Origin of the sequence: Pseudoalteromonas sp. MMG007 (assembly GCF_018100985.1) — a bacterium.
In the GTDB taxonomy this organism is placed as follows: Bacteria; Pseudomonadota; Gammaproteobacteria; order Enterobacterales; family Alteromonadaceae; genus Pseudoalteromonas.
Genome location: NZ_JAGJEI010000006.1, coordinates 1 through 23583, shown reverse-complemented (window position 1 = coordinate 23583; position 23583 = coordinate 1). Strand labels below are relative to the sequence as shown.

General features: G+C 39.3%; 17 protein-coding genes and 1 pseudogene. 4 read left to right on the top strand and 14 right to left on the bottom strand.

Translation table 11 applies throughout. The features are described from left to right. Positions 1–100 precede the first annotated feature (100 nt). Positions 101–2653 carry a diguanylate cyclase gene (locus J8L71_RS09220; protein ID WP_211000286.1) on the top strand — a complete coding sequence of 851 codons (2553 nt, stop codon included), beginning with the start codon at positions 101–103 and terminating at the stop codon, positions 2651–2653. 16 nt (positions 2654–2669) lie between these two features. Here J8L71_RS09220 and rep read toward each other — a convergent pair whose 3' ends face one another. Continuing rightward, positions 2670–4688: a DNA helicase Rep gene (gene rep, locus J8L71_RS09215; RefSeq protein ID WP_211000285.1), complete on the bottom strand. Its 2019-nt coding sequence runs from the start codon at positions 4686–4688 to the stop codon at positions 2670–2672. A gap of 161 nt (positions 4689–4849) precedes the next feature. Between rep and J8L71_RS09210 the strand changes: the two genes are divergently transcribed. Continuing rightward, entirely contained in the window at positions 4850–5113 is a 264-nt protein-coding gene (locus J8L71_RS09210; protein ID WP_138682595.1) for an accessory factor UbiK family protein, read from the top strand. Between the two features lie 214 nt (positions 5114–5327). On the opposite strand, the gene J8L71_RS09205 is transcribed toward J8L71_RS09210, so the two are convergent. The 8 genes from J8L71_RS09205 to ilvG form a co-directional block, all read right to left on the bottom strand. Beyond that, positions 5328–5972, bottom strand: coding sequence for a short chain dehydrogenase (locus tag J8L71_RS09205; RefSeq protein ID WP_211000284.1), 645 nt, complete (start codon positions 5970–5972; stop codon positions 5328–5330). Between the two features lie 8 nt (positions 5973–5980). After that, positions 5981–6640 carry a carbonate dehydratase gene (gene can, locus J8L71_RS09200; protein ID WP_211000283.1) on the bottom strand — a complete coding sequence of 220 codons (660 nt, stop codon included), beginning with the start codon at positions 6638–6640 and terminating at the stop codon, positions 5981–5983. Positions 6641–6671: 31 nt separating this feature from the next. Then, the gene (locus J8L71_RS09195; protein ID WP_211000282.1) at positions 6672–7847 is read right to left on the bottom strand and encodes a methyltransferase; all 1176 of its coding nucleotides are present in this window, start codon (positions 7845–7847) and stop codon (positions 6672–6674) included. Positions 7848–7904: 57 nt separating this feature from the next. Further along, entirely contained in the window at positions 7905–8939 is a 1035-nt protein-coding gene (locus J8L71_RS09190; RefSeq protein ID WP_211000281.1) for an ABC transporter substrate-binding protein, read from the bottom strand. Between the two features lie 92 nt (positions 8940–9031). Further along, positions 9032–10585 (bottom strand): threonine ammonia-lyase, biosynthetic, encoded by a 1554-nt coding sequence (gene ilvA / locus J8L71_RS09185; RefSeq protein WP_211000280.1) that lies wholly within the window; start codon positions 10583–10585, stop codon positions 9032–9034. 2 nt (positions 10586–10587) lie between these two features. Then, positions 10588–12444, bottom strand: a complete 1857-nt coding sequence (ilvD, locus tag J8L71_RS09180; RefSeq protein WP_211000279.1) for a dihydroxy-acid dehydratase — start codon at positions 12442–12444, stop codon at positions 10588–10590. A gap of 99 nt (positions 12445–12543) precedes the next feature. Continuing rightward, the gene (ilvM, locus tag J8L71_RS09175) at positions 12544–12786 is read right to left on the bottom strand and encodes an acetolactate synthase 2 small subunit (protein WP_006793049.1); all 243 of its coding nucleotides are present in this window, start codon (positions 12784–12786) and stop codon (positions 12544–12546) included. Beyond that, complete coding sequence (gene ilvG, locus J8L71_RS09170; protein WP_211000278.1) at positions 12783–14432, bottom strand: acetolactate synthase 2 catalytic subunit; 1650 nt, start codon at positions 14430–14432, stop codon at positions 12783–12785. The genes ilvM and ilvG overlap by 4 nt, the downstream gene beginning before the upstream one ends. Positions 14433–15098: 666 nt before the next feature. On the opposite strand from ilvG, the gene J8L71_RS09165 reads away from it, so the two are divergent. After that, positions 15099–15977: a TraB/GumN family protein gene (locus J8L71_RS09165; RefSeq protein WP_211000277.1), complete on the top strand. Its 879-nt coding sequence runs from the start codon at positions 15099–15101 to the stop codon at positions 15975–15977. A 51-nt stretch (positions 15978–16028) separates the two neighbouring features. Here J8L71_RS09165 and J8L71_RS09160 read toward each other — a convergent pair whose 3' ends face one another. The 5 genes and pseudogenes from J8L71_RS09160 to J8L71_RS09140 all read right to left on the bottom strand — a co-directional run bounded on the left by J8L71_RS09160 (position 16029) and on the right by J8L71_RS09140 (position 22988). Further along, positions 16029–17438 (bottom strand): ATP-binding cassette domain-containing protein, encoded by a 1410-nt coding sequence (locus J8L71_RS09160; RefSeq protein WP_211000276.1) that lies wholly within the window; start codon positions 17436–17438, stop codon positions 16029–16031. Positions 17439–17490: 52 nt separating this feature from the next. Then, positions 17491–19236 (bottom strand): response regulator, encoded by a 1746-nt coding sequence (locus J8L71_RS09155; RefSeq protein WP_211000275.1) that lies wholly within the window; start codon positions 19234–19236, stop codon positions 17491–17493. Between the two features lie 155 nt (positions 19237–19391). Then, a complete protein-coding gene (locus J8L71_RS09150; RefSeq protein WP_211000274.1) occupies positions 19392–21725 on the bottom strand; it encodes a fatty acid cis/trans isomerase in 2334 nt (777 codons plus the stop codon). Next, a complete protein-coding gene (locus J8L71_RS09145) occupies positions 21722–22087 on the bottom strand; it encodes a hypothetical protein (protein WP_211000273.1) in 366 nt (121 codons plus the stop codon). The genes J8L71_RS09150 and J8L71_RS09145 overlap by 4 nt, the downstream gene beginning before the upstream one ends. 141 nt (positions 22088–22228) lie before the next feature. After that, a pseudogene (locus tag J8L71_RS09140) lies at positions 22229–22988 on the bottom strand (VOC family protein). 301 nt (positions 22989–23289) lie between these two features. Between J8L71_RS09140 and J8L71_RS09135 the strand changes: the two are divergent. Then, positions 23290–23481, top strand: a complete 192-nt coding sequence (locus J8L71_RS09135; protein WP_211000272.1) for a hypothetical protein — start codon at positions 23290–23292, stop codon at positions 23479–23481. Positions 23482–23583 lie beyond the last annotated feature (102 nt).

The window sequence follows — 23583 nt, the reverse complement described above, 5'->3', positions numbered from 1 at the left end:
TTTAGCCACATTTTTACCACAATACTTACTTGACCTGTCCCCTTAAAAGTGAAATTATAAGAACAATAACTATACAATAAAAAATCGCCGGTCAACGTCATTGGAAGATAAACTCACTGTACCGAGTAAGTTAGCGTATCAAAATAAAAAGCTCAAAGCGCTATTAGAAAAGTACAAGCAATCTCACCATCTACAAAGTGCCCTGATACAATTATCAGAGCAAGCGAGCACTGTTGCCGAGTTAACCCTACTTTACCCTGCCATCCACGATATATTGCAAAAATACTTACCGAGCAAAAGCTTTTATGTGGTGCTTTCCAATTCGTATAACAATTCATTGGAACTCTCTTATTTTTCAGATGAAAAAGACGGGATTGCTGTTCCACTAAACCAATCTAATAGTTTTGATGAAGGGGCTACGGGTTATATCTTTAAGCAGGGTAAAACAACCTACTTTACTAAAAAGCAAATGCAGCAAGCTGCAGCTAATGGCTTGTTTAAAGCATTAGGAACACCCGCAGAGCATTGGGTAGGCGTACCTGTTTATCAAGAAAAAAATATTATAGGGGTACTCGCGGCACAAAGTTACGATACCCAGCAAGGGTATAGCGGTGAACAAATACAGCTATTAGAAGTAATGTCGCTTTATTTGGCAACGGCAATTGAGCGGGTAAAAAAACGTGAGTTACTTGAGTCAGAAGTAAAAATTCGTACCCGTGCACTTACGCAAAGTAATGATGCGTTGAATATTGAAGTGGAGCAACGAAGACACGCACTACAAAGACAACAAATATTATTTAAAATTTCTGAGCTTGCCACACAAGCAAAAAATCTTGATGATGCCTATCTTCAAATACATCAAATAATAAAAACCATTACTTATGCCGACAACTTATATATTGCGCTATATAACAAAGACAGTGGATGGATAGACTTTCCCTATTACGCTGATGAATTTAGAGAGATAGCAAAGCCACGGCGTTTTGCTAAAGGTTATAGTGAGTTAGTAATTAGTACTGAGCAAACACAACTCATACACCCTTGTAGAGCTAGGGAGCTATTAAAAAGCGGCGTAGTACAACGCTCAGCCCCTGTCCCTTTAGAGCAAAAAGCAACGAGTTGGCTTGGTGCTCCTCTCAAAACATCGCAAGGTGTAATGGGCTTAATTGTTTGCCAAGCGTATAATAACAAACACATTTTCAGTCAAGACGACAGTGAACTAATTACCTTTGTATCCCACCAAATTGCAGCTGTTTTACAAACTAAGCTAGCTAATCAAGCTATTGAAAAAAGTCACCAAGAGCTTGAGTTTAGAGTTAGTGAAAAAACAAAAGAGCTTCAACAAACAAATCTGCATTTGCAAATGCAAATAGATGAGCGAAAAAAAATTGAACAGCAACTTTATCACGATGCTCATCACGACTCATTAACTGGCTTACCCAACCGTAGCTTATTTTTAACACAGCTAGAAAAAACACTACAAAATTATCAGCGCTTTCCAGAGCATCATTTTGCTGTACTGTTTATTGATTTAGATAAATTTAAAGATATAAACGATCAGCTAGGGCATCAAGCTGGCGATCAGTTTTTAATAAGCGTGGGTGATTTGTTTGCTCATTGTATACGTGAGCATGATTTACTTGCACGTTTAGGTGGCGATGAATTTGTTATTTTATTAACTCATCTAACTGAACCACAACAAGCAGAAGATGTTGCGAACCGTATTATTGAGATAATGAAAAAACCATTTTGCAGTAAAGGCACGTGTATTAAAAGTGGTGCTAGTATTGGTATTACGTTTTCACAACCACAATATACTCATACAGATGAAATTATACGTGATGCGGATGCAGCGATGTATTATGCTAAAAATTCAGGTCGAGACCGCTACGAGCTCTATCATCCATTATTAACGCAATCAATTCCTACACAAGAATCACAAACACTTCATCATCTAGACCTGCTCCCAATGCATTTTAAAAGCAGCGAAATTATTACACTTAATGAACAATTTCAATCAGAGTCTTTATTTGAAGCCTTTGGCGAACACCCTGTTTTAGGTTGCACTAGTTTTGATATTTTGAAAAAGTTTGCAACTGATAAAGATCAGCACGTACAAGTTGAATTAGAATTATTGCAACAAGCGTATTCACAAGCCATTAGTGCGGGGGTCGCAATGGCACTTGTACCCTGTTCAAGTATTTTGCTTGAACAACTGGAGTTTATTGTTTTTACCGAGGTATTGAATAAACAACAAGGGCAAAGTCAGCTTTGCTTATTATTTGATGAGCAAGAAATTCGCCATGCCAGTGCTATGCAAATAGATAACCTTAAAAAGTTATCCCAGTTAGGGTTTTCTGTAGGGCTTAATAACTTTGCCAAGGATAGGTGCGAGCTAAACTTACTAACTGAAATAGACTTTGATTATTTACTACTTAGCTCAACATTTAGTAAACGTGTATTACAACAAGATAGCGTTGATTTACAGCTACAGGGGGTACTTGCAATTACCCAGCTTAAGAATATGAAAGTGATTGCAAATGGCCCGTCCATACTTAATTTTAGAGCCCTATTAGATAAGCACGGATTAGCTTTTTTTGTAGGTAAGCAGCACACGCTCACACACACACAAAACATATCTGCGGTGTCTTAGTCGCAGCTAAGTTAAGCTACTCTGGCTTTTTAAGCATAGCCCGTAAGTTTGCAACACGAGCTTGACCTTTTTCCATTCGCTCAGCTTGAGTGTTAGGCGCTTTTTTATTCTCAAACGCCAAATCGTCTTGCGGTAACTCTTGTACAAACCGGCTTAGCTCCGTTTGCGATGTTTCTCCAAACTGACGACGTATTTTTGCATACGTTAGTGTCAACTCTTGTTGGGCACGGGTAATACCTACATAAGCCAAGCGGCGCTCTTCATCAACATTGTCTTCATCAATACTTACTTGGTGAGGTAAAAGCCCCTCTTCCATACCAACCATAAACACATACGGGTACTCTAAGCCTTTTGATGCATGCAGAGTAAGTAGTTGCACTGCATCTGACTCATCTTCTTCCTCGTTGCGCTCAAGCATATCGCGAAGGGTTAGTTTACTTACAACTTCAGCGAGCGTCATCGGCTCATTGTCAGCATCGCCTGTGAGCATATCGGTGATCCATCGATATAATTCAGAAACGTTCTTCATTCGCATTTCAGCCGCTTTTGCACTCGGTGATGACTCATACAAGTACGCTTCGTAGTTTATGTTACGAACCAAATCTTTGACGGCTTCGAGTGTATCGCTGCGCACTGCATTATCAGATAACTCCACTACCCAGCGAGCAAACCCCGAAAGTGCATTTAAGCCACGGCCTTTAAGTCTGTAGCCTAAGTCGTTATCAAAACAGGTGGCAAATAAACTTTGGTGCTTTTCGTTTGCAAGCGTTCCTAACTTTTCAAGGGTGACTGTACCTATTTCACGACGCGGTGTATTAACAATACGTAAAAAGGCGTTATCGTCATCCTGATTAACGAGTAAGCGTAGATACGCCATAATATCTTTAATTTCTGAGCGAGAGAAAAACGACATTCCACCGCTTATTTTATAGGGTATTCGGTTGCTCATTAATGATTTTTCAAAACCACGAGCCTGATGATTCCCGCGATACAAAATAGCGTAATCTTTATAACTCGTTCGCTTCATAAACTTATGAGATATGATCTCTGCAACCACACGCTCCGACTCGTGCTCTTCATCACGACAACCAATTACTTTAATGGGTTCGCCGTAACCTAACTCACTAAATAATTTCTTTTCAATATCGTGCGGGTTATTTGCAATCAGTATATTTGCCGATTTAAGAATCCGTTGTGCACTACGGTAGTTTTGCTCAAGCTTTATTAGCCTAAGGCCTGGGTAGTCTTTACTTAAAAGAATTAAGTTTTGCGGCCTTGCACCACGCCATGAGTAAATAGATTGGTCATCATCACCTACCACAGTAAAACGTGCGCGCTCGCCAACAAGTAGCTTAACAAGCTGATATTGACTGGTATTGGTATCTTGATACTCATCCACTAGCAAGTACTTAAAGCGCTGTTGCCATCGCTCTCGAGAAGTCTCGTTATTAGTAAGTAACAACGTTGGGATCATAATAAGATCATCAAAATCTAATGCGTTATAGGCCCGTAGCTGAATTTGATAACGCGCATATAGCTGCGCAAATAAAGACTGCTGTGCATCACGTGCCTCACGCACTGCTTGCTCTGGTAAAACGAGTTCATTTTTCCAATTGCCTATTTGCATTTTTAATAGCTTGAGTAAGTCTTTATCGTTTTTTAATTCGTCTTCTGTTAAATCGTTTAAAAGCTGGTTTGTGTCTTGATCATCAAATAACGAAAAGCCCTCTTTAAAGCCTAACGTTTTTAACTCTTTTTTTATTATTTCAAGGCCTAAGGTATGAAACGTTGATACCCATAATCCTTTTGCCTCTTGCTTACTAAGCGTTTGTAATACGCGCTCACGCATCTCTTTAGCGGCTTTATTTGTAAACGTTACAGCTGCAATATTTCGCGCTTTGTATTCACATTGTTGTACCAAGTAAGCAATTTTATTTGTTATAACACGAGTTTTACCAGAGCCTGCGCCAGCTAACACTAAGCATGGACCACTAATATATTTTACTGCTTCATCTTGTTTAGGATTGAGTTTCATAACGACCAAAGAGATTTAAAAGACGCGCAATTTTAACGTAACCACCACAGCAGGCAAAGCAATTGCCTTAATTAATTCGATAAAGATGATCATGTGTTAAATACAGTGGGTATAAGGTAATATGAGTTATTATCATTTTAGGCAAGGCCGAAGGGACAATTATGATCAACCCAGCAAAACTTGAAGAAATTGCAAAGCAAATCACGAGCAATATGCCACAAGGTGTAAAAAATTTAGCGGACACACTTGAAGGTAAAACTAAGCAAGTTTTACAAAATAAGCTTGCTGAAATGGACTTTGTAAGCCGTGAAGAATTTGATGTGCAAAGCCAAGTGCTAATTCGTACTCGCGAGAAATTAACTGAATTAGAAGCAAAAGTTGCCCTACTTGAGCAGCAGCTAAGTGCTAAAACAGACGCTGAATAATCAATACCAACCTGCATAAATCTTTGATCAATTTAACGAATTAAATTGCACTATAACGTCGTTAAAAATTTTTTATTTAGAACAAATAGATACAAAAATTTTTGCCTAGTTCTAGCGTAATTTTCTTAACGTTAAATAAACCTCATATATAAGCAGATTGGTATAAGCGTAAAAATACACAAGGCAGCTTAGGCTGCCTTTTGTATTTTTAGCTTTATTTAAATAACTCATCGAGCACGTAATACGATAACGCAGCTTGCTGCTCAATGCTCACCGTATACATTTTTTTCGCAACTTGCTTGCCCGTAATTGGCTTATACCGCTTTAAAAAAGGTAGCATTGTAATAACCGGGAAAAGATAACTCCCTATTTTTTCGGCCACTCTTAATTGTTTACGCTCACCGAGTAACAAAGAAGGCTGAAAAATACTGCACTTAGCAAAATTAAGCTGCTTAACGTGAAGTTCAAGCGCCCCTTTCATTTTTAAGTACGCGCTGCGGCTGTGTGCATTAGCCCCGCTTGAAGAAACTAAGCAGTAATGGGGAATATTGTTATTTGCAGCTAATTGCGCCGCTATAAATTGATAATCAAAATCGACTTTACGCTGCTCAGCTACTGAGCCCGCTTGCTTAAGTGTGGTACCTAAGCAAGAGAAAAAAACATCGCCTTTAATTAGCTCTGAGTGTTGAGTCAGCTTATCAAAATCAATCACATGATTTACTAATTTAACATGCGAGATGGCTAAATCACGACGGCTTAAAGTCACTACCTTTGAGTAATCTTCACTACTGAGTAGCTTATGCAGTAACTCATTTCCCACTAAGCCTGTGGCACCTATTAAAACCGCCGTTTTAGCCATGCGCTTAATTACTCACAACCCGCTTTTTGAAAAACGTGTTGTATCGCTCTTTTATAACTTTCTGTTTCTTCCTCGGCGCAGGTGACAACTGCTTCTAAGTCATGCAAATGACCATTTTCAAGCCCGTAAACCCAACCATGAACCGTTAAATCTTGGCCCTTTTCCCATGCGTCTTGCACTATGTTAGTTCTACACACATTACGTACTTGCTCTATTACATTGAGCTCGATAAGACGGCTTAAACGCTGTTTCTCATCCATAGTATTAAGGTGCTCAAGGTGCTTTTCTTTTACATCACCAACGTGGCGTAACCAGTTATCAATAAAGCCAAACTTAGCATTGTCCAATACAGCTTGTACGCCACCGCAACCGTAATGACCTACTACCATAATATGTTTTACTTTTAGCACTTCTACCGCGTATTGCATTACTGACAAACAGTTGTGATCGGTGTGCACTACAACGTTTGCTACATTGCGGTGTACAAATAACTCACCAGGTAATAAATCAACTATTTGATTTGCTGGAACGCGAGAATCTGAGCAACCAATCCATAGATACTCTGGATTTTGCTGCATTGATAAAATTTTGAAAAACTCAGGGTTTGCTTCACTCGTGCGTTTAGCCCAGCGTTTGTTATTTTCGAATAAATTTTTTAGCTTTCTCATTGCGTCTCTTATTAAGTCGAGGACAGGGAATTTAATTTATATTGGCAAGGATCAGTATATTACGAGGCGTTAACTGCTTTTCGCAAAACGTTTTAATGTTTACTTGATAACCTTGCTGCTGCAAATATAAAGCACGATCGAGCACAAGCCAAACTTCTATTGCCCTTCTGAATACATGTCGAACCAGTTCAATTCGGTCAGTGACTGTTTTTCTCTTCTGGCCAACACTTAAAAATAACTCATAATCAATATCTTGAGGTAACGTTAATGCTTTCTTTTCAGCAGCCCATGAACAAAATGATTTAAATGAATCTGAAAATATTGCCTTATTAACCGATGGGACACTTACATAAGACTGTTCATTCGTTATCGACTTTCTAAGCGCATCAAAGCCGAGTCGCCATTCAAGCTCCGTTTTACGCACTTTATCTAATCGAGATGGAGCGGTAACCGTTTCTTGTAAAGCCAACTTTAAATCTCGATGAGTTAAATTAAGCTTACTTTGCTTTGCGGTTTCACTCATTGCTTGATAGTTATTTGGCGTATACAAATGATAGCAACAGGGGGAGAAGCTAATTTGTTTAGCTTTAGCAAAGCATGCTTTTTGCATAAATACTTGATGTAGTGCACCACATGCATGCAGTGCAACAGCGTGAGTGTCTTCGTTAAAAAAAGACTGAGTGTCGTCACTAAGCACATCGGCTTGGCTAAAGTGCATTGGTAAGCCTTGCTGCTGAGCACTTTTTTGTCCTTGCTCACATAAATTAGCCTGAAGCTCAATACTGTGCACACTACTTGCGCCATTAAAAGCAAGCATTCTGCCTAAGTGCCCTTTACCTGCGCACCACTCTAAAACAGGTTGGGTAGTATTAGGTAATGCCGATACAAAGTCTTGTAGCTGCTCAAACTTGCGCCCTTTTATACCGGTACTAATCCAAAATGGGTATTCACTGCGAGATACATCAATTTGCGGGATTTCGCACAGGGTTTCTAGGTCACTTACGTTATTTATATATGGAGTAAAAAATTCATACAACCGCGCTTGATCGCAATCAAGCTCAGCGACTTGTTGATCAGTTAAGCTATTAAGTAAGGTCGTTAACTCAGGCCACGGAAGGCTCTCAAAATCAAATGCAGTACATTGCCAATAGTGGCGAGTACTCATTAAAAATGCATCTAGAGCAAAAAATCGTTCAACTAACGTCATAGCAACTTAAACTAAAATAAAGACGATTTATTATACCAGTTAAGTGCTTTTACACGTCTACTTTTTACTAAAAATAAGCCGTAAGTACAGCGGAATAGAAATTATGCTCACCAGTATTGCAGCAATTAACATCCACGATAACTGCATGGTTTCTGGCTCTTCGTAGTTATAAATAAAGCCAGCTTTTACTTCATCAAACTCATTTTGCCCAATGCCATATAAGTCAGCTATGAGCCGCCATTTTGCCATCGACATATTACCTAAATTCGTTGTTGGCGGTACAATATACTCCCGCAAAACCTCTGCCTCGTACGCTAATTGATGAAAGTTTTTATGTGTAGCGTATTTTAACTGCGTAACAGAAATAGTCTCATCCATGTTCATCATGGCATAACGCCACCCTTTCAAACTTGCTTGATAAAAGTTCTCTACTGTTTGAGGATGCTTTTTAAGCATATATTCGTTAGTAAATAAAATATCACTATAAACGTCCATTCCATATCTTTGCGGACACACAAGTCTGTGGGCTATGCCTTGCTGCGTCATGTTATAAGGCTCATTCGTCACATAAACCTGCATTGCGTCAAGCTTGTTTTCTATCCATGCTTGCGTCGGATTTTTACCGCCATAGACTTCGAGTTTATCGACATCTATTCCGCTGCGTTTAAGCATGACTAAAAGCTCAGTTCCATCTATTCTACTTACCTCAGTAATACGCTTATTAACAAAATCCCGAGGGTGAAAAATGTCAGACGTATCTCTAACCATCCAACAATAAGGAGAAAATTGTAAAATTGCAGCCATTGCAACAAAAGGTTGCCCCATAACTTTTTGTTGTAAAATACCTGAATGCGCAACGCCAAATTGGGCGTTATTTGAAGCCACCGGAGAGAAAGTATCGGGCATTGATGGGTTGGCTGGCTTAATTGTTACGTCTAGGCCGAGTTCTTTATAATACCCTTTTTCTTTGGCCATGTAGTAACCGGCAAATTGAAATTGATGAGTCCATTTTAGTTGTAACGTAACAGATTCTTGTGCAAAACACGGACTACAAAAAAACAACGTTACGAGTATTAATCCTTTAATAGGCAACTGGGAGTTCCAAATAATGGTAAATACTTGTAACTATATGTAAAAATAGAGATAAAGCAAGCACCCTACTAAGGGTGCATACTTATAGATAATTAAGCTGAAATTAGGTTTTCGGCTTTAAGATGTTGGGATTGAGTAGTTAAAAACTGCGTAAAACACGGGTTTTGTGTTTCATCTTGAACACTGTAACCTAGACGGTTTAAGTGCTCGTTAAACATATCAAACTGACTTGGTTCAATAGCAAAACCAGCCAATACATTCCCCATTGAGCCACCGTGGTTACGATAATGAAATAGCGTAATGTTCCAATTACTACCAAGCGTATCTAAAAAGCGCGCAAGGGCGCCTGGGTATTCTGGAAATTCAAAACGCAGTAATCGCTCGTGTAACTGCTCTGGCGCTTTACCACCAACCATATAACGTACGTGCAATTTAGCGAGTTCGTTGTCTGATAAGTCACAAAATGCATAATCGTTTTTGGTGAGGTCTTGTTTTAATTCGTTGAGCTCTTGCTCACCTTGGCGCAGTGCAATACCTACAAAAATTTGCGCTTCACCTGGGCCCGCATAACGGTAGTTAAATTCAGTAATAGCGCGCCCCCCTAAAGAAGCACAAAACTGTTTAAAGCTGCCTTTTTCTTCTTTGATGGTAACGGCTAGTAACGCCTCATTTTTTTCACCCAATGCTGTGCGCTCAGCAACATAACGCAGGCGATCAAAGTTTAAATTTGCGCCCGAAAGCACAGCGGCTAAATGCAGTCCTTTTAAACCCGATTGCTGGCTCCACTTTTTAAGACCTGCTGTTGCAAGAGCCCCAGAAGGTTCTGCAATTGCGCGGGTAGAGACAAAAATATCTTGCATAGCGGCACATATTTCATCGCCAGTAACGGTCACAACCTCATCGCAAAACTTTTGCGCTAAGCGAAATGTTTCACTGCCGATTATTTTTACCGCTACGCCATCGGCAAAACTGCCGACACGATCAAGCTCTACAGGTTTCCCTGCTTTAAGTGCAGCTTGCAGACATGCACTTTCATCTGCCTCTACACCAATAACTTTTATATCAGGGCGTAATGACTTGATATAAACAGCCATACCTGCAAGTAAGCCGCCCCCGCCCACAGGTATAAATACTGCATCAAGCTCGTTTAGTTGCTGCATTAACTCGCGAGCAACTGTACCTTGCCCAACAATAACATCGGGATCGTCGAAGGGCGGAACAAATACACCATTTCGCTGCTCTGTAAGTTCAAGCGCATGTGCTTTTGCAGCATCGAATTGATGTCCATGTAGTACCACTTCACCGCCCAGTGCGCGTACCGCACTTACTTTTATTTCAGGCGTGGTAACGGGCATAACAATAGTGGCTTTATGACCAAGGTACGAAGCACTAAGTGCCACACCCTGAGCATGGTTACCAGCCGATGCCGTAATAACCACAGACCCTTTAGGTAACTTATTTAATTTATTATAAGCACCGCGTAATTTAAACGAATACACGGGCTGTTGATCCTCACGCTTTAACCAGACATGGTTGCCTAATTTAGCACCAAGTTCAGCCATTTCGCTGACCTCAGTGACTTTAGCCAAAGGCTCCATATTTGCTTGAATGATAGCGCGAAAATAATCGAGCTCTTGAGAAACCATAATTAGCTAAGCTCCTCCAGTTTGGCCAAATCACGTACTGCGCCTTTATCGGCACTCGTTGCAAGTAGTGCATATGCTTTTAATGCAGACGATACGTAACGCTCACGATCAACCGGTTTGTAGGCTAATTTTCCGCGTGCTAGTTGTTTTTGCTTACGCGCTTCAAGCTCTTCATCGCTTAATGCCAAGGTGATTTCACGCGTAGCAATATCAATAATAATTTTGTCACCATTTTCAACATACGCAATAGCACCACCACTTGCCGCCTCTGGCGATACGTGGCCAATAGATAAGCCTGATGTACCACCTGAGAAACGACCATCGGTGATTAATGCACACTTTTCAGCTAAGCCTTTTGATTTTAAGTAGCTCGTTGGGTAAAGCATTTCTTGCATACCTGGGCCGCCTTTAGGACCTTCGTAACGAATAACAACTACATCACCCGCTTTTACTTCGTCGTTTAAAATGCCTTCTACTGAATCATCTTGTGACTCGTACACCACTGCAGTGCCTTCAAAATGTAGCATTTCATCAACAACACCCGCGCTTTTAACAATACAACCGTCAACCGCTAAGTTACCTGAAAGCACAGCTAAGCCGCCATCTTGTCTAAATGCATGTTCAACACTTCGGATACAACCATGTTCTCGGTCGTTATCGCCTTCATCCCAACGGCACTCTTGGCTCATTGCTTTTGTAGTACGAATACCAGCAGGGCCTGCACGGTAAAACTTTTGTGCCGCTTCGTTTGTAGGATCCGTCGCATCCCACTTTTTAACAAGCTCGCCCATAGTCATACCCGCAACGTGGTTTACCGATAAATCAACTAAACCGGCTTTACCTAGCTCACGCACAATCGCCATCATGCCACCAGCGCGATGCACATCTTCTATGTGGTACTCTGGTGTAGCTGGGGCTACTTTGCATAAAAATGGGGTTTTACGAGAAAGCTCATCAATGTGCGACATATCAAAATCTACGCCGGCTTCTTGTGCCGCTGCTAATAAGTGCAATACGGTATTTGAAGAGCCACCCATGGCAATATCAACAACCATAGAGTTCATAAAGGCTGTTTTGTTAGCAATAGCGCGTGGTAACACGTCGTGATTATCTTTTTGGTAGTACTCACGACATAAATCAACAATACGAGCCCCCGCCTCTACATATAACTGCTTACGATCTTTATGGGTTGCAAGCGTTGTACCGTTACCCGGTAGTGCAAGGCCAATAGCTTCTAATAAGCAGTTCATTGAGTTTGCAGTAAACATACCCGAACACGAGCCACAGGTAGGACATGCTGAGCGCTCTACTTGCTCTGAATCTGCATCACTTACTGTTTCATCTGCACCTTTAACCATGGCATCAACTAAATCTAGTTTAATATCGATGTTAGCAAGTTTCGTTTTACCCGCTTCCATTGGTCCGCCCGATACAAAAATAACCGGTATATTTAAGCGTAGCGCCGCAAGCATCATTCCTGGGGTGATTTTGTCACAATTGGAAATACAGATCATCGCATCGGCGCAGTGCCCATTAACCATGTACTCTACTGAGTCGGCAATTAAATCGCGAGAAGGCAGTGAGTAAAGCATGCCACCATGGCCCATTGCGATACCGTCATCAATAGCGATGGTATTAAATTCTTTTGGCACACCACCCGCCTGAGTGATTGTTTCAGCCATTAACTCACTAAGCTGATTAAGGTGTACGTGCCCTGGTACAAATTGTGTAAACGAGTTAACTACAGCAATAATTGGTTTACCAAAGTCTGTGTCGGTCATGCCTGTTGCGCGCCATAATGCACGTGCGCCTGCGCGTTTACGTCCTTCAGTTGTTGTTGCACTTCTTAATTTAGCCATAGTTACCTCTGTTTTGCCGCTCTGTAAGCGGGCATTCCTCATTCTAAAAATTGGTGAGTAACTGTTATTCAATTACTCGTAAATTTGTGTCGTTAGCAATTACACAGCTTGTTGTTGTAAATTTTGTAAAGTGATTTCTTTAACGTCCACCAGCTTATTTAACTGGCTTGTTAAAAGATGGATTGGTTTATCGCTGTCTACTGTCATTGCAACATTGTAGTGGCCATCATCCATATTGAGCTGAAAATGCGTAAGGTCAAAACCACGGTGGCGCACTACACGTAAAAAACGCTCGACCGCTATACTTTGGCTCTTTAATGCAATAGTTAGGCTGTGTTTCATTGTGCTTTCTCCGTCATCATTTCGTCATTTGCAGCCCCTGGTGGTACAAGTGGCCATACATTTTCTTTATCGTCTATGCAGGCATGTACTATGTACGGCCCTTTACTGTTAACTAATGCTGTTATTGCATCATCAACTTGATTTGCATGTGTAATTGTTTGCCCAGGAATACCAAATACAGCGGCTAACTGAACAAAATCAGGGTTATCTGAGAGGTTTGTTTCAGAGTAACGTCCTTCGAAAAATAGCTCCTGCCATTGGCGAACCATACCTAAGCGTTGGTTATCTAATATTAGTATTTTTACTGGTAAATTGTTACGGCGAATTGTCGCAAGCTCTTGAATGTTCATCATGATTGAGCCATCACCCGACACCGTTATTACAAAATCGTCTGGGCGCGCTACTTGCGCACCAATGGCGGCAGGTAAACCAAAGCCCATTGTGCCTGCACCACCACTACTTAAATGGTTGCTCGGGTGGCTAAATTTCATGTGTTGCGCTACCCACATTTGGTGCTGACCCACATCGCAGCACACTACGCCTGTTTTTGGCATACGCTGGCTTAATTGGTTCAATAAATACGGGGCAAATACTTTTTCGCCTGGGTAGTCGTAGCGCCACGCATGCTTTACGCTTAACTGCTTATTTGTATCGCACCATGCTTTAGGGGTTACAAAGCACTCAAGTGCAGGTAATGACGTTTTTAAATCAGCGATTAATGAGGCTTTAGCTGGTTTACGCTTACCTACTTCAGCCGCATCAATATCCAAGTGGATTACTTTTGCTTTGGCTGCAAATTTAGCTAAGTTACCTGTTACGCGGTCATCAAAGCGAGCGCCTATACATACAAGTACATCACACTCTTGTACTGCTATATTAGCGGCTTGTGTACCGTGCATACCTAGCATACCTAAGTAATGTTCGTAATCTGGTAATACACTGCCTAATGCCTTAAGTGTGGATACTGCTGGCATCTGCGTTTTATTTAAAAACTGCATTAACTCATTTTGCGCATCAGCAGCTTGCACGCCGCCGCCAACATACGCAACAGGTTGCTTTGCTTCACTTAATAACTGATTTGCAATAGCCACTTGGTTTAAATCAAGTTGCGGTAAGTATTCATCAGCCGCTAACCAAGGTTTAAATGGGACTTGCGCCATTTGAATGTCTTTTGGAATATCTACAAGTACAGGGCCTGGGCGTCCACTTTGCGCTAAGTGCATGGCCTCTTGCAGTATTTCGGCTAAATCTTCTGCTCGCTCTACCATATAACTATGTTTAGTACATGAAAGTGACATACCCAATACATCTACTTCTTGAAATGCATCTGAGCCAATGGCTGCAGTAGGTACTTGGCCGGTAATTGCTAACAATGGCACTGAGTCCATCATCGCATCGGCAAGTGCTGTTATTAAGTTAGTTGCCCCTGGGCCTGAGGTTGCTAAACATACGCCTAATTTACCTGTGCTGCGGGCATAACCTACAGCAGCAAAGCCAGCACCTTGCTCATGACGAGTAAGGTAATGTTTGACTGGCGCGCCATACAGCGCATCGTAAATTGGCATAATAGCTCCGCCTGGGTAGCCAAATACCTCTTTTACGCCGTGCTTGGCTAATAAATCGATTGTTAGTTCTGCGCCTGTCATTAATTAATCCTCATTCCTCAGTGACAACCCAATTAAATACTTACTTAAAACTTATAGCTAAAATCTTTAAAACTTTGTACTTAAAACTAAAAAGCCCTCCGAACGGTTAGGTGCGGAGGGCTTTTTAATGCTTAAGTTTATAGCACTACGAAGCCCTCGCGGGAATAATCACCACGATAATAATCAGGACTAGGTTAAGTGCATTTGTAAGCATGTAATTAATACCAAATTTAAATCATTTGTTACGAAAGGTAATCTTTCGCTCTGTTATGTATTAGTACCGCGCTGAGCCCTTTAAGTCAATACCAAACTCAATTCAAAAAAAACACTAAAACTCAAATTAAGTGGTTTTAAAATTCACCATAAATCCATTTAAAGGATTTTTTATGCTTTAATTTCAAGCATGGAAATTCACTATTCTTATATCTCTCATTTATGGTTTGATTAATTTTTGAGGTTTTTTGCAAATAAAAAATATTTATTTTCCTCAGGGAATACGTAGGTTCTCTTAAGCAATTCTTAAGTGTTGTTACATAGCATGACGCTGTTATTTTAAACGAGCCTAAATAACGAAAATAATATCCTTACGTTTAATTTAACACTGCCCATAATGTGAATTTAGGTTAGTATTTATCTAACTCAACAATGAGATTTTAAGGACAAGCCATGAAAGCAATACCTCGTATTAGTCACCTTTTTATTATAGTGCTGTTTACAGTACTTAGTTTTAATAGCCTTGCGGCACCGGCTTTATATAAAGTAGAAAAAAACGGCACTAGCTCGTATTTGTTTGGCACAGTTCACGTAGGTGATGCCAGCATGAAAGGTTTGCCAAAAAAAGTAACCGAGGCTATAGATCAAAGCGATGAAGTGATTGTAGAGGTGGATATTAGTAAACTCACGCCACTGCAAATGCAGCAACGCTCAATGCCTTTTATGATGCTTAAAGACGGCAAAACTTTACAAACAGAACTATCAAAACAAAATTACAATAAGCTTAAAGATTACTTTGCTAAAAAGTCGATTGATATTGCTATGTTTAACGGCCTAAAACCGTGGGCTGTAATGGTAACCATGATGCAAATTGAGTTTCAAAATGCAGGTTTTTCTGATCAAACAGGCATAGATAAGCAAGTACTTGCTTACGCTAAAGAGCAAAAAATTAAGATAGGCGAGCTCGAAACGCTAGAGCAGCAGTTACAAATGTTTGATGGTATGGCGCTGTTAAGTAACGAAATGATTGAAGAAACGTTTGAGCAGCTTGCCGATATTAATACCTATTTCATTAAGCTAGTAAACGCATGGAAAAATGGTGATATGGATACGCTTACCGAGTACTACAACATGAGTTTTGACGAGAGTAATTACGGTGAAATAAGCGAGCAAGTTATGCTAGTTAATCGTAATGATAAATGGGTTGAGCAACTAGTGCCTCGTTTAGCTAATGAAAAACTATTTATTGCTGTTGGTGCGTTACACCTGCCAGAGCAGCATGGTTTAATAAAGCAGTTAAAAGATGAAGGTTTTAGCGTTACTCGCCTTTAAATTATAATCTTGAAGGCTAGGCGTATTATGCTTAGCCTTTTGCTTTAATGCTTAATGAAAATCTTCCATTTTTAAGTAATTCTCTATTCCTTTAATTTTGTCTGCCGCGTGATGATTGACATAAATCACAGTACTTGTATTAGCCGCGCATACTTTCTCGATTAATACTAACACCCGTTGCCTATTCGCTTCATCTAGCCCTAAGCAGGGTTCATCTAAGATAAGTAATGTTGGGTGTTTTACCATTGCACGTACAATTAATAACATACGCTGATCGCCATAAGATAGCTGGGTAAATGAGGTATTTTGTTTATCGCTTAAGCCTATTAATGCAAGCCACTGCTTGGCGATATTTACTTGTGAATCATTCGGTTTTTGATATAAACCAATGCTGTCATAAAATCCTGAAATAACAGTATTAAGCGCCGAAATACTTACTCGGTAATCCATATGAAGTGCATTTGATATAAAACCTATATGCTGCTTTATATCCCAAATACTCTCTCCTGTGCCACGTTTAAACCCAAACACTTCAATGTCATTGTTATAGCACTGTGGGTTGTCTCCTGTTATTAAGCTTAATAAGCAGGTTTTACCTGAGCCATTAGCTCCACTTAGCTGCCAATGCTGATGCTTTTTAATAGTCCAGCTTAAGTTTTTAAATACCGTTATATCACTGTAACTAACCTTTGCATTATTTAATTTAACTAAAGTCTCGCCTGCAAATAGCGATTGTAACTGAGTGCTATCGGGCTTTGGTACACTTAATGTAGTGTGCTCTAAATGCAGTAATTTTAGTAAGTCGTTTAACTGTTCAACACTTGGGTTAGCTAATGTATGGATTAAGCACCCTTGGCTAACATAACCATAATGAGAAATAAAAGCAGGGATTTCATCCAGACGGTTTAAGACAAAAACAAAAGTAATTGTTTTACTAAGATCTACTAGTATTTGATTAAGCTGAAGGCACGAATCCGCATCAAGTCCATCAAAAGGCTCATCAAGCACCACTAAATCACAGCTTGAGCTAAGCGCATTAATAAGTAATAACTTGCGGGTTTCACCTGTTGATAGGTCTCTAAAGCGCCTGTTTAGTAGCGTATCAAATTTAAAAAGCTCAATAAGTTGAGTTAAAAGGCTACTGTGTTGGTTTTGCGAGGTAAATATAAGATCTTTTACTAGGCTTTGCTTTTCATGCTCTAACTCATTTGCAAGTAACTGCTTTTGCGAATCAGACGAGACCAATATTACTCTATCAATACTACTTAACCGTTTGCCACTCTCACACTGTGCCTCGCCTATTAAGGTAGCCGTTAGCGCTGATTTACCTGCGCCATTACCGCCTAATAATAGCCAATGTTCCCCCAAATTAACTTGCCAATTTAAAGTACTAATATTGTAACGGCTTTTACCCTGCCCTTTTAAATAACCATTAAATTGCTGAAGCGTAATTGACTGCACGTGTGTTTCCGAGTAAACAATAAAACAATAACTTAGCGCATATTTAAAGTACTTAGCAAGTACCTTCACTGTAAGTGAAATTAATTTCACGTATGCTATTTAAAGCATCCTCAATTGCTTGTTGGCTGATAGGTTTATGGATATGAAAATTAGCTCCATTTTTATAAACTTGCTCCATATCATCATCTGAGGTATTTGCTGTTACGGCTATAATTGGCATGGTTTTATTAAGCTCAGAACGTATTATTTTTATTGCTTCAAATCCATCCATCACTGGCATATTTAAATCCATAAAAATAATATCGTATTCATTTTTGCTCACCATATCGCACGCTATTTCTCCATTTACGGCGCATTCGTAGCTTAAATTTAAAAGAGTAAGTATACGTGTGAGTAACATAGTATTAAGTGGGTTATCCTCAACAACTAAGCACGTTAGATTGCTGTTTAATGTATGCTCATCAAGCGCTTCTTTGTGGCTTATTATTGGTAGACTTAAAGTTACTATAGCGCCATGCGGTTCGTTGTTTTTAAAACTAATTGTGCCATGTAGTGCCTTAACTACATACTGTACGCGGGTAAGTCCGGTTCTTAACCCTTGAAAGTGATTACTCTGTTTGAACGAATCAAATTCAAGGTCAGCAACTGCCTGAGAAAAACCACAACCAGTATCTTTCACAGTTAAGCAAAACTCATTATTTAAAAGCTTTGCAAATACATTAATTTCACCTTCGGCAGTAAATTTAATCGCATTGCTCATCAATTCAGTAAACATGTGCTGCAAGCGCTGGTGATCTAATTTACAAATACAATTTAACGATTCATCTAAATGACTCGTTAATTTTATACCTTTTTGCTTACATACATATTCATAAGCTATCACTACTTTATTGCACGACTCTAATAGGTTTTCATCTTTTAAATGGGGTACCCACTTCCCTGCACTTAATGCCTGCAGGTCTTGTAGCTCATCAAGCATGGATATTAATCTGAGAGAGCAATATTTTGCCTGAGTTTTAATACTTTCTTGCTCAGAAGTTACCTCTAGCGCTTCTATAGATGTGATTAAACCCTGTAAAGGTGTTCTAAATTCGTGGCTTGCTCTGGCAATAAAATGCTCTTTGTTTTGGCTAATTTGTAGAACAAAATCTTTTTGTTTTTGTAATTCAGACAGCGTATTTGTTACCTCTTTCTCCATTGGCATAAAAACAAATCTTAGCTCAATTAGTAGTAATATCATGGCTAATAGCCAGCATAATATTTCTAAATTAGAAACCCAGTTAACCTTACTGAGCGCGCTTTGCTCATATAAGCTAACAGCCTTATCGAGATTTAATAAAAGCGTTTCTACCTCTTCAATAGAAAAAACTGACTGCTTTACCTCTCCTTTTTGGTATAACAACTTCTCTGCTTCTAATATGTATTGTGTGACGCTTTTATCTAGTTGTACTGGCTCATATAGGTATAACTTTATAAGTTCAGGCGTTAAATATTTATATTCCCCGTCAGGGTTTTGCGCTAATAATTGTTGATGAGCAGATTTAAATACATTTAAAGATTTTTTTAGAGATTGAGTGTGTAATGCAGAGTAGTTATTTGTGTTAAGTATAGTATTACTATGCCATGCTATTTTTTGCGAGAGCATCCTTTGCTTACCTGCAATATTAATAATTTTAGCATCAAACTTTTGAACCGAAATACTTAATTGGAGTAATAATGCAGAACCACTGATCAAAAGCGCAATAGCTAATAACGCCCATCGGTATCGTTTTCTAACACTTTTGATAATATTGAACATGTAAGAGCCTGTTTTTTTATTTAAGTGTAGCCTAATTTTATGGAACGCAAAATCAGTAAGAGTAATACCATTTATATGATTAAGTAAGCTACGTTTAGACAAAAAAGCGATGACAATAAAAACCCAGCAAAAGCTGGGTTTTATACAGTTAAACGTTATCTATTTTCTAATCGGTTGTAATCAAACATTCCATGTTCTATACCACGATACTCTTTTGCCACAGAGTGTAAAATGTCGCTGTATTGCCAAAACTGTGGATGAGTACGGCGTATTCCAAATTTACTTTTTAAAGCACGATAATCAGCTTCAATTTGCATCATTGGCAACTGCTCGGCAAATGCACTAACTTGTTGCTCGTTATTTAAATACCAAATAGCAGCAGGATAATCACCTATAAAGCCAGGTACTATTGTAGCTGTATCTTCATCATAGGCGCGCTGGCCATCTTCGTTTAATAAACTCGATATATTATAGTGTGCATTATGATGGATGATTGTATAACCTTTATGGCTATTATCAGCTTGCTTAACAAGTACAAAAGAAATTTGAGGCAATAAATTAACCGCTTTAGCAGGCATATTATTTATTGCACTTAACGGCTCTGGCACTTTAGTGTAATCGTACCTCTCACTTAGTACAGGCGCTAAAGTCTCCTTCATTAAAGCGTATAACTCGTGCTGTGGGTTATCGGTTTTATACTCAATACCGCTTGGCTGGCTAAATTCGCGATTATTTTTAAAGAACTTAGATAAATCTGGTGGCGAGTTACGATACCACTGCTTTTTAATTTGATTACGCTTTGCCTCTGGCAGCAATGATAAAAAGTTTTGCTCGCCCTCTAAACGTAAAAAATCCATATATAAGCGTGTCACTAATTGATGACCAATATTTCCGTACACATCAAAACCGGCTACAAGTAAATAGTGGATGCGCTCAAATAAAGCATAATCAAGTATCCAAGTTGTTTTAGGCTCTTGTCCTATAAAACCTTTAACCACAGTAGCACTGTCAAAATGACGAAAAATAGTTAAAGCTGCGTTCTTATTATGCCCATCACCTTTCCAAAGCAAATCGGTTGTAAGATGCTCGCCACCTTTAAACATCTCGTTTGCAAGCTCAACTTTAGCCTGTAAATATTTTTTTTCACGTACTGAATATTTAACCCAGCTAGAGATAGGTAATGCATTACTTTCTTCAGCTGCAGGAAGTTCTAAAGCATCTTCGTGCTGTACAAGCATTTGCCCTACAGCAGGTGTGGCTACTTTATCAGGGTCAGCAAAAGCTACCCAAAAATGATCATTAATGACGTTTAGCGCAATCTGACCACGACAAACAGGCCCTTTTATAAAACCCATAATAATAAGTTCTGCTTCATCAAGCATAAACTGATACTTAGAATTAATCGGAATTACTTCAAATGTTTTAAATGGATTTGAAGCCGACTCAGCTTTATAACTTGGCATTTTAGTTACGGTGTAATCAGGCGCAATAAACTGCTCGTATAAACGCAGTAACTTAGCTTCATTAAGCTCAAGTGGTAAATGTGTTTTAGAAAGAATAGTTGAGCGTTCTTGCATGAAACGATAGTAAACACGGCTAACTTTAGGATCATCATATGGGCGGCGCGTGTTGATTAGCTTTATTGTTTCACCAGGGGGCGTACTTGAACGCACAAGTTTAAAAAAGCTTTGTGGGTTTTCTGGAGTAAAATAAATGTGCGCTAAAAACCAATGTTCATATATATAACGGGCTGATAACTGATACTTTAAATTATCTTGATTTAAAAATGCTTCCCAGCCTTTTATCTTGTTTAAATCAAATTGGCTAGGTGGCTTAAGGTGCGACATTTTACCGCCACCTTTAAGCCAGTTTTGTAAATGATTAAACTCTTCCCGCGATACCCCAGGTAAACCATAAGGCATACCTGCATGAGGTTGCTCATCCGCAAGTCGACCAAATTCGCCCATTGTGGCACATGTTTGCGAGCGACTAAGTGAAAAATCAAATTCATCATCTAATACTTCATTAGCAGGTAATTCATGGCTTTGCTTTAATACCAAACTATTAAATAGCACGCTACCAGCTAAGTTGGCCTCTTCTGTTTGAACGCGCTCATTAAGCACAGGCGTAAAGTTTTTCTCGCGCCATTGCTTTGTATCAGTGGCATCAAATAATAAACGGCTCGGCGTAGTGGCAAGTAAACGTGTTCCATCATAAACAAGATCTTTGCTTAGCCCACGATCAATCCCCTCAGGAGATGAAAGCTTCAGCTGACAAGGCGCATCATAACATCCATGACATACAACACAGCGAGTATCGAGTACTGGTTTTACATTTTGTAAAAAATCAGCCCCAGCACCCGTGGTATGTGAAACAATACGCTCCTGTGTTTGCTCTGCACCAAATACATTATCGTAATGAGCATTGCCTAAATATGCACACCCACTCAAAATAATCAGTACTAAGGGGCTTATTAGTATTTTTTTCACTCTTCATCCTCATCACCTAAGTCAAATGTTGGCATCATATCCATTTGTGGAGACACAAACGTTTGTTGCTCTGAGGTATTTAGAACCACACTTAATAAAGGACCATGAGTTAAAGTAATTTGCGCATCGTGCTCTTGTTCTAAAGTTGCTGAGTACACCGAATCTGTAATTAATAGCTGGTAATTACTTAGCGTAATAGCAACACTGCTACCTTCGCTCGGGTTTTGGCAAATTTGAGTTAATAACTCATCATTTAACGCAATAGAAATTTCAAAATCAGGTTGCTCTAAATCTCTTTCACTTAAAGTTTCATCAAGAAGAAATAAAGGAAGGGTTAAGTTGCTATCTTGTTCAATTTCCATTGTGCTCTCAGTGCTACTAGCTATTTAATTATGTGCATTATAGCAAGAAAAATTAAACAATAATTCATAATGGATAGTCAAATAACGTGGGGAACTTAGTTATTGGTATTAAATAATATTATCTTTAATACCAGCATATATTTACGTTAATGAACTACTAAACATATCTGATTGTATTACCGAAAATACAGCACCTTGAGGATCGCAGATAACACTTGCCCGCCAAGCTCTTTAACTTTTTTAATAGCTGTATTGCAATTTTCAACAGCAAAATAAATCATCCAATGAGGAGGAATATCTACTGGCCACTCGTTTGTCATCTCAAGCATCCCTGCGATAGGTTTACCATTAACTAAAAATAAGGTGTATTGCATATTATCCATTGGCTTTGTTTCACTTTGCCAACCCAGCAAAAAACAGTAAAAATCTTTACTTACTTTAGTATCTCGCGTTGCCAACTCATACCAATATGGCGTGTTTAGCTCCTCAACACGTTTACACCCTTTATGCGCACTCCCTTGCCACAGAGCAATAGTTGCTCCAACAGGATCTTTTATCATTAATATTCTGCCAGCATCCATTACGTCATGAGGACCCGCAATAATTTCAGCACCAGGCTTTTTGCTTTTAAAGCACATTCCTCGACATTATCTACAGTAATATATGCCAACCAATAACTCGAAACACCCGCAGTAACCTGTTCTTGATCCATTTTATACATAGCTGCAATATCATCACCTTGTTTTTGCAGCATGGTGTAATATAAGTTTTCTCCAATTGGCTGATCATCATATCCCCAATCAAATAATGAAGTATAAAATGCTTTACCTTCTTTCCAGTTATGAGAGCAAAGCTCAGACCAACAAAAAGTACCATGCGGATGATTTTCAATTTTACTCATTATAAATCCCTTATTATTCTAATTTTATATAACTGAGTTCTGTACTCTATTTGTAAATTTATAAAGTAACAGTTATTAGATTTAGACTAGAGTAATAATTGTTCTGAGTCGACAAAAAGAAATACATGCCAGGAAGGTTTAAATAAAAGCTATTTTAGTGAGGCCAAGGCTAACACCCAATCTACTCACTTTTGATTGCCAACAGCCGTGGAGAGTTACAGTAAAATGTTACTGTCTTGGCCGACTGCGATATTGCGTGATTTTAGTGTCATTTAACATGCTTTTAGCGTCAGGAGTCGCTATGCCCGACCTCCGTGATAAAGGCTTGATGAGTGTCTATCAATTGTGCGTATTTCACTTTTCTGCAGACGTAAAAAAGCCCGACTCTTTCGAATCGGGCTTTCTACAATTTGAAGTCGGTGCGCTACGCAGTAGAATGTTCTACTTTCACATAGCAAATGGGATACTATCATTGGCCGGGGCTCGCCTTTGAGGTGTTTTGTTTGATGTATAGGAATACCCTGGAGTACAGGAGATACGAGAGCGGCAACTACTGAGCTCTGCATGGGCCCTTGGCTATTTTACTAAACCCCAA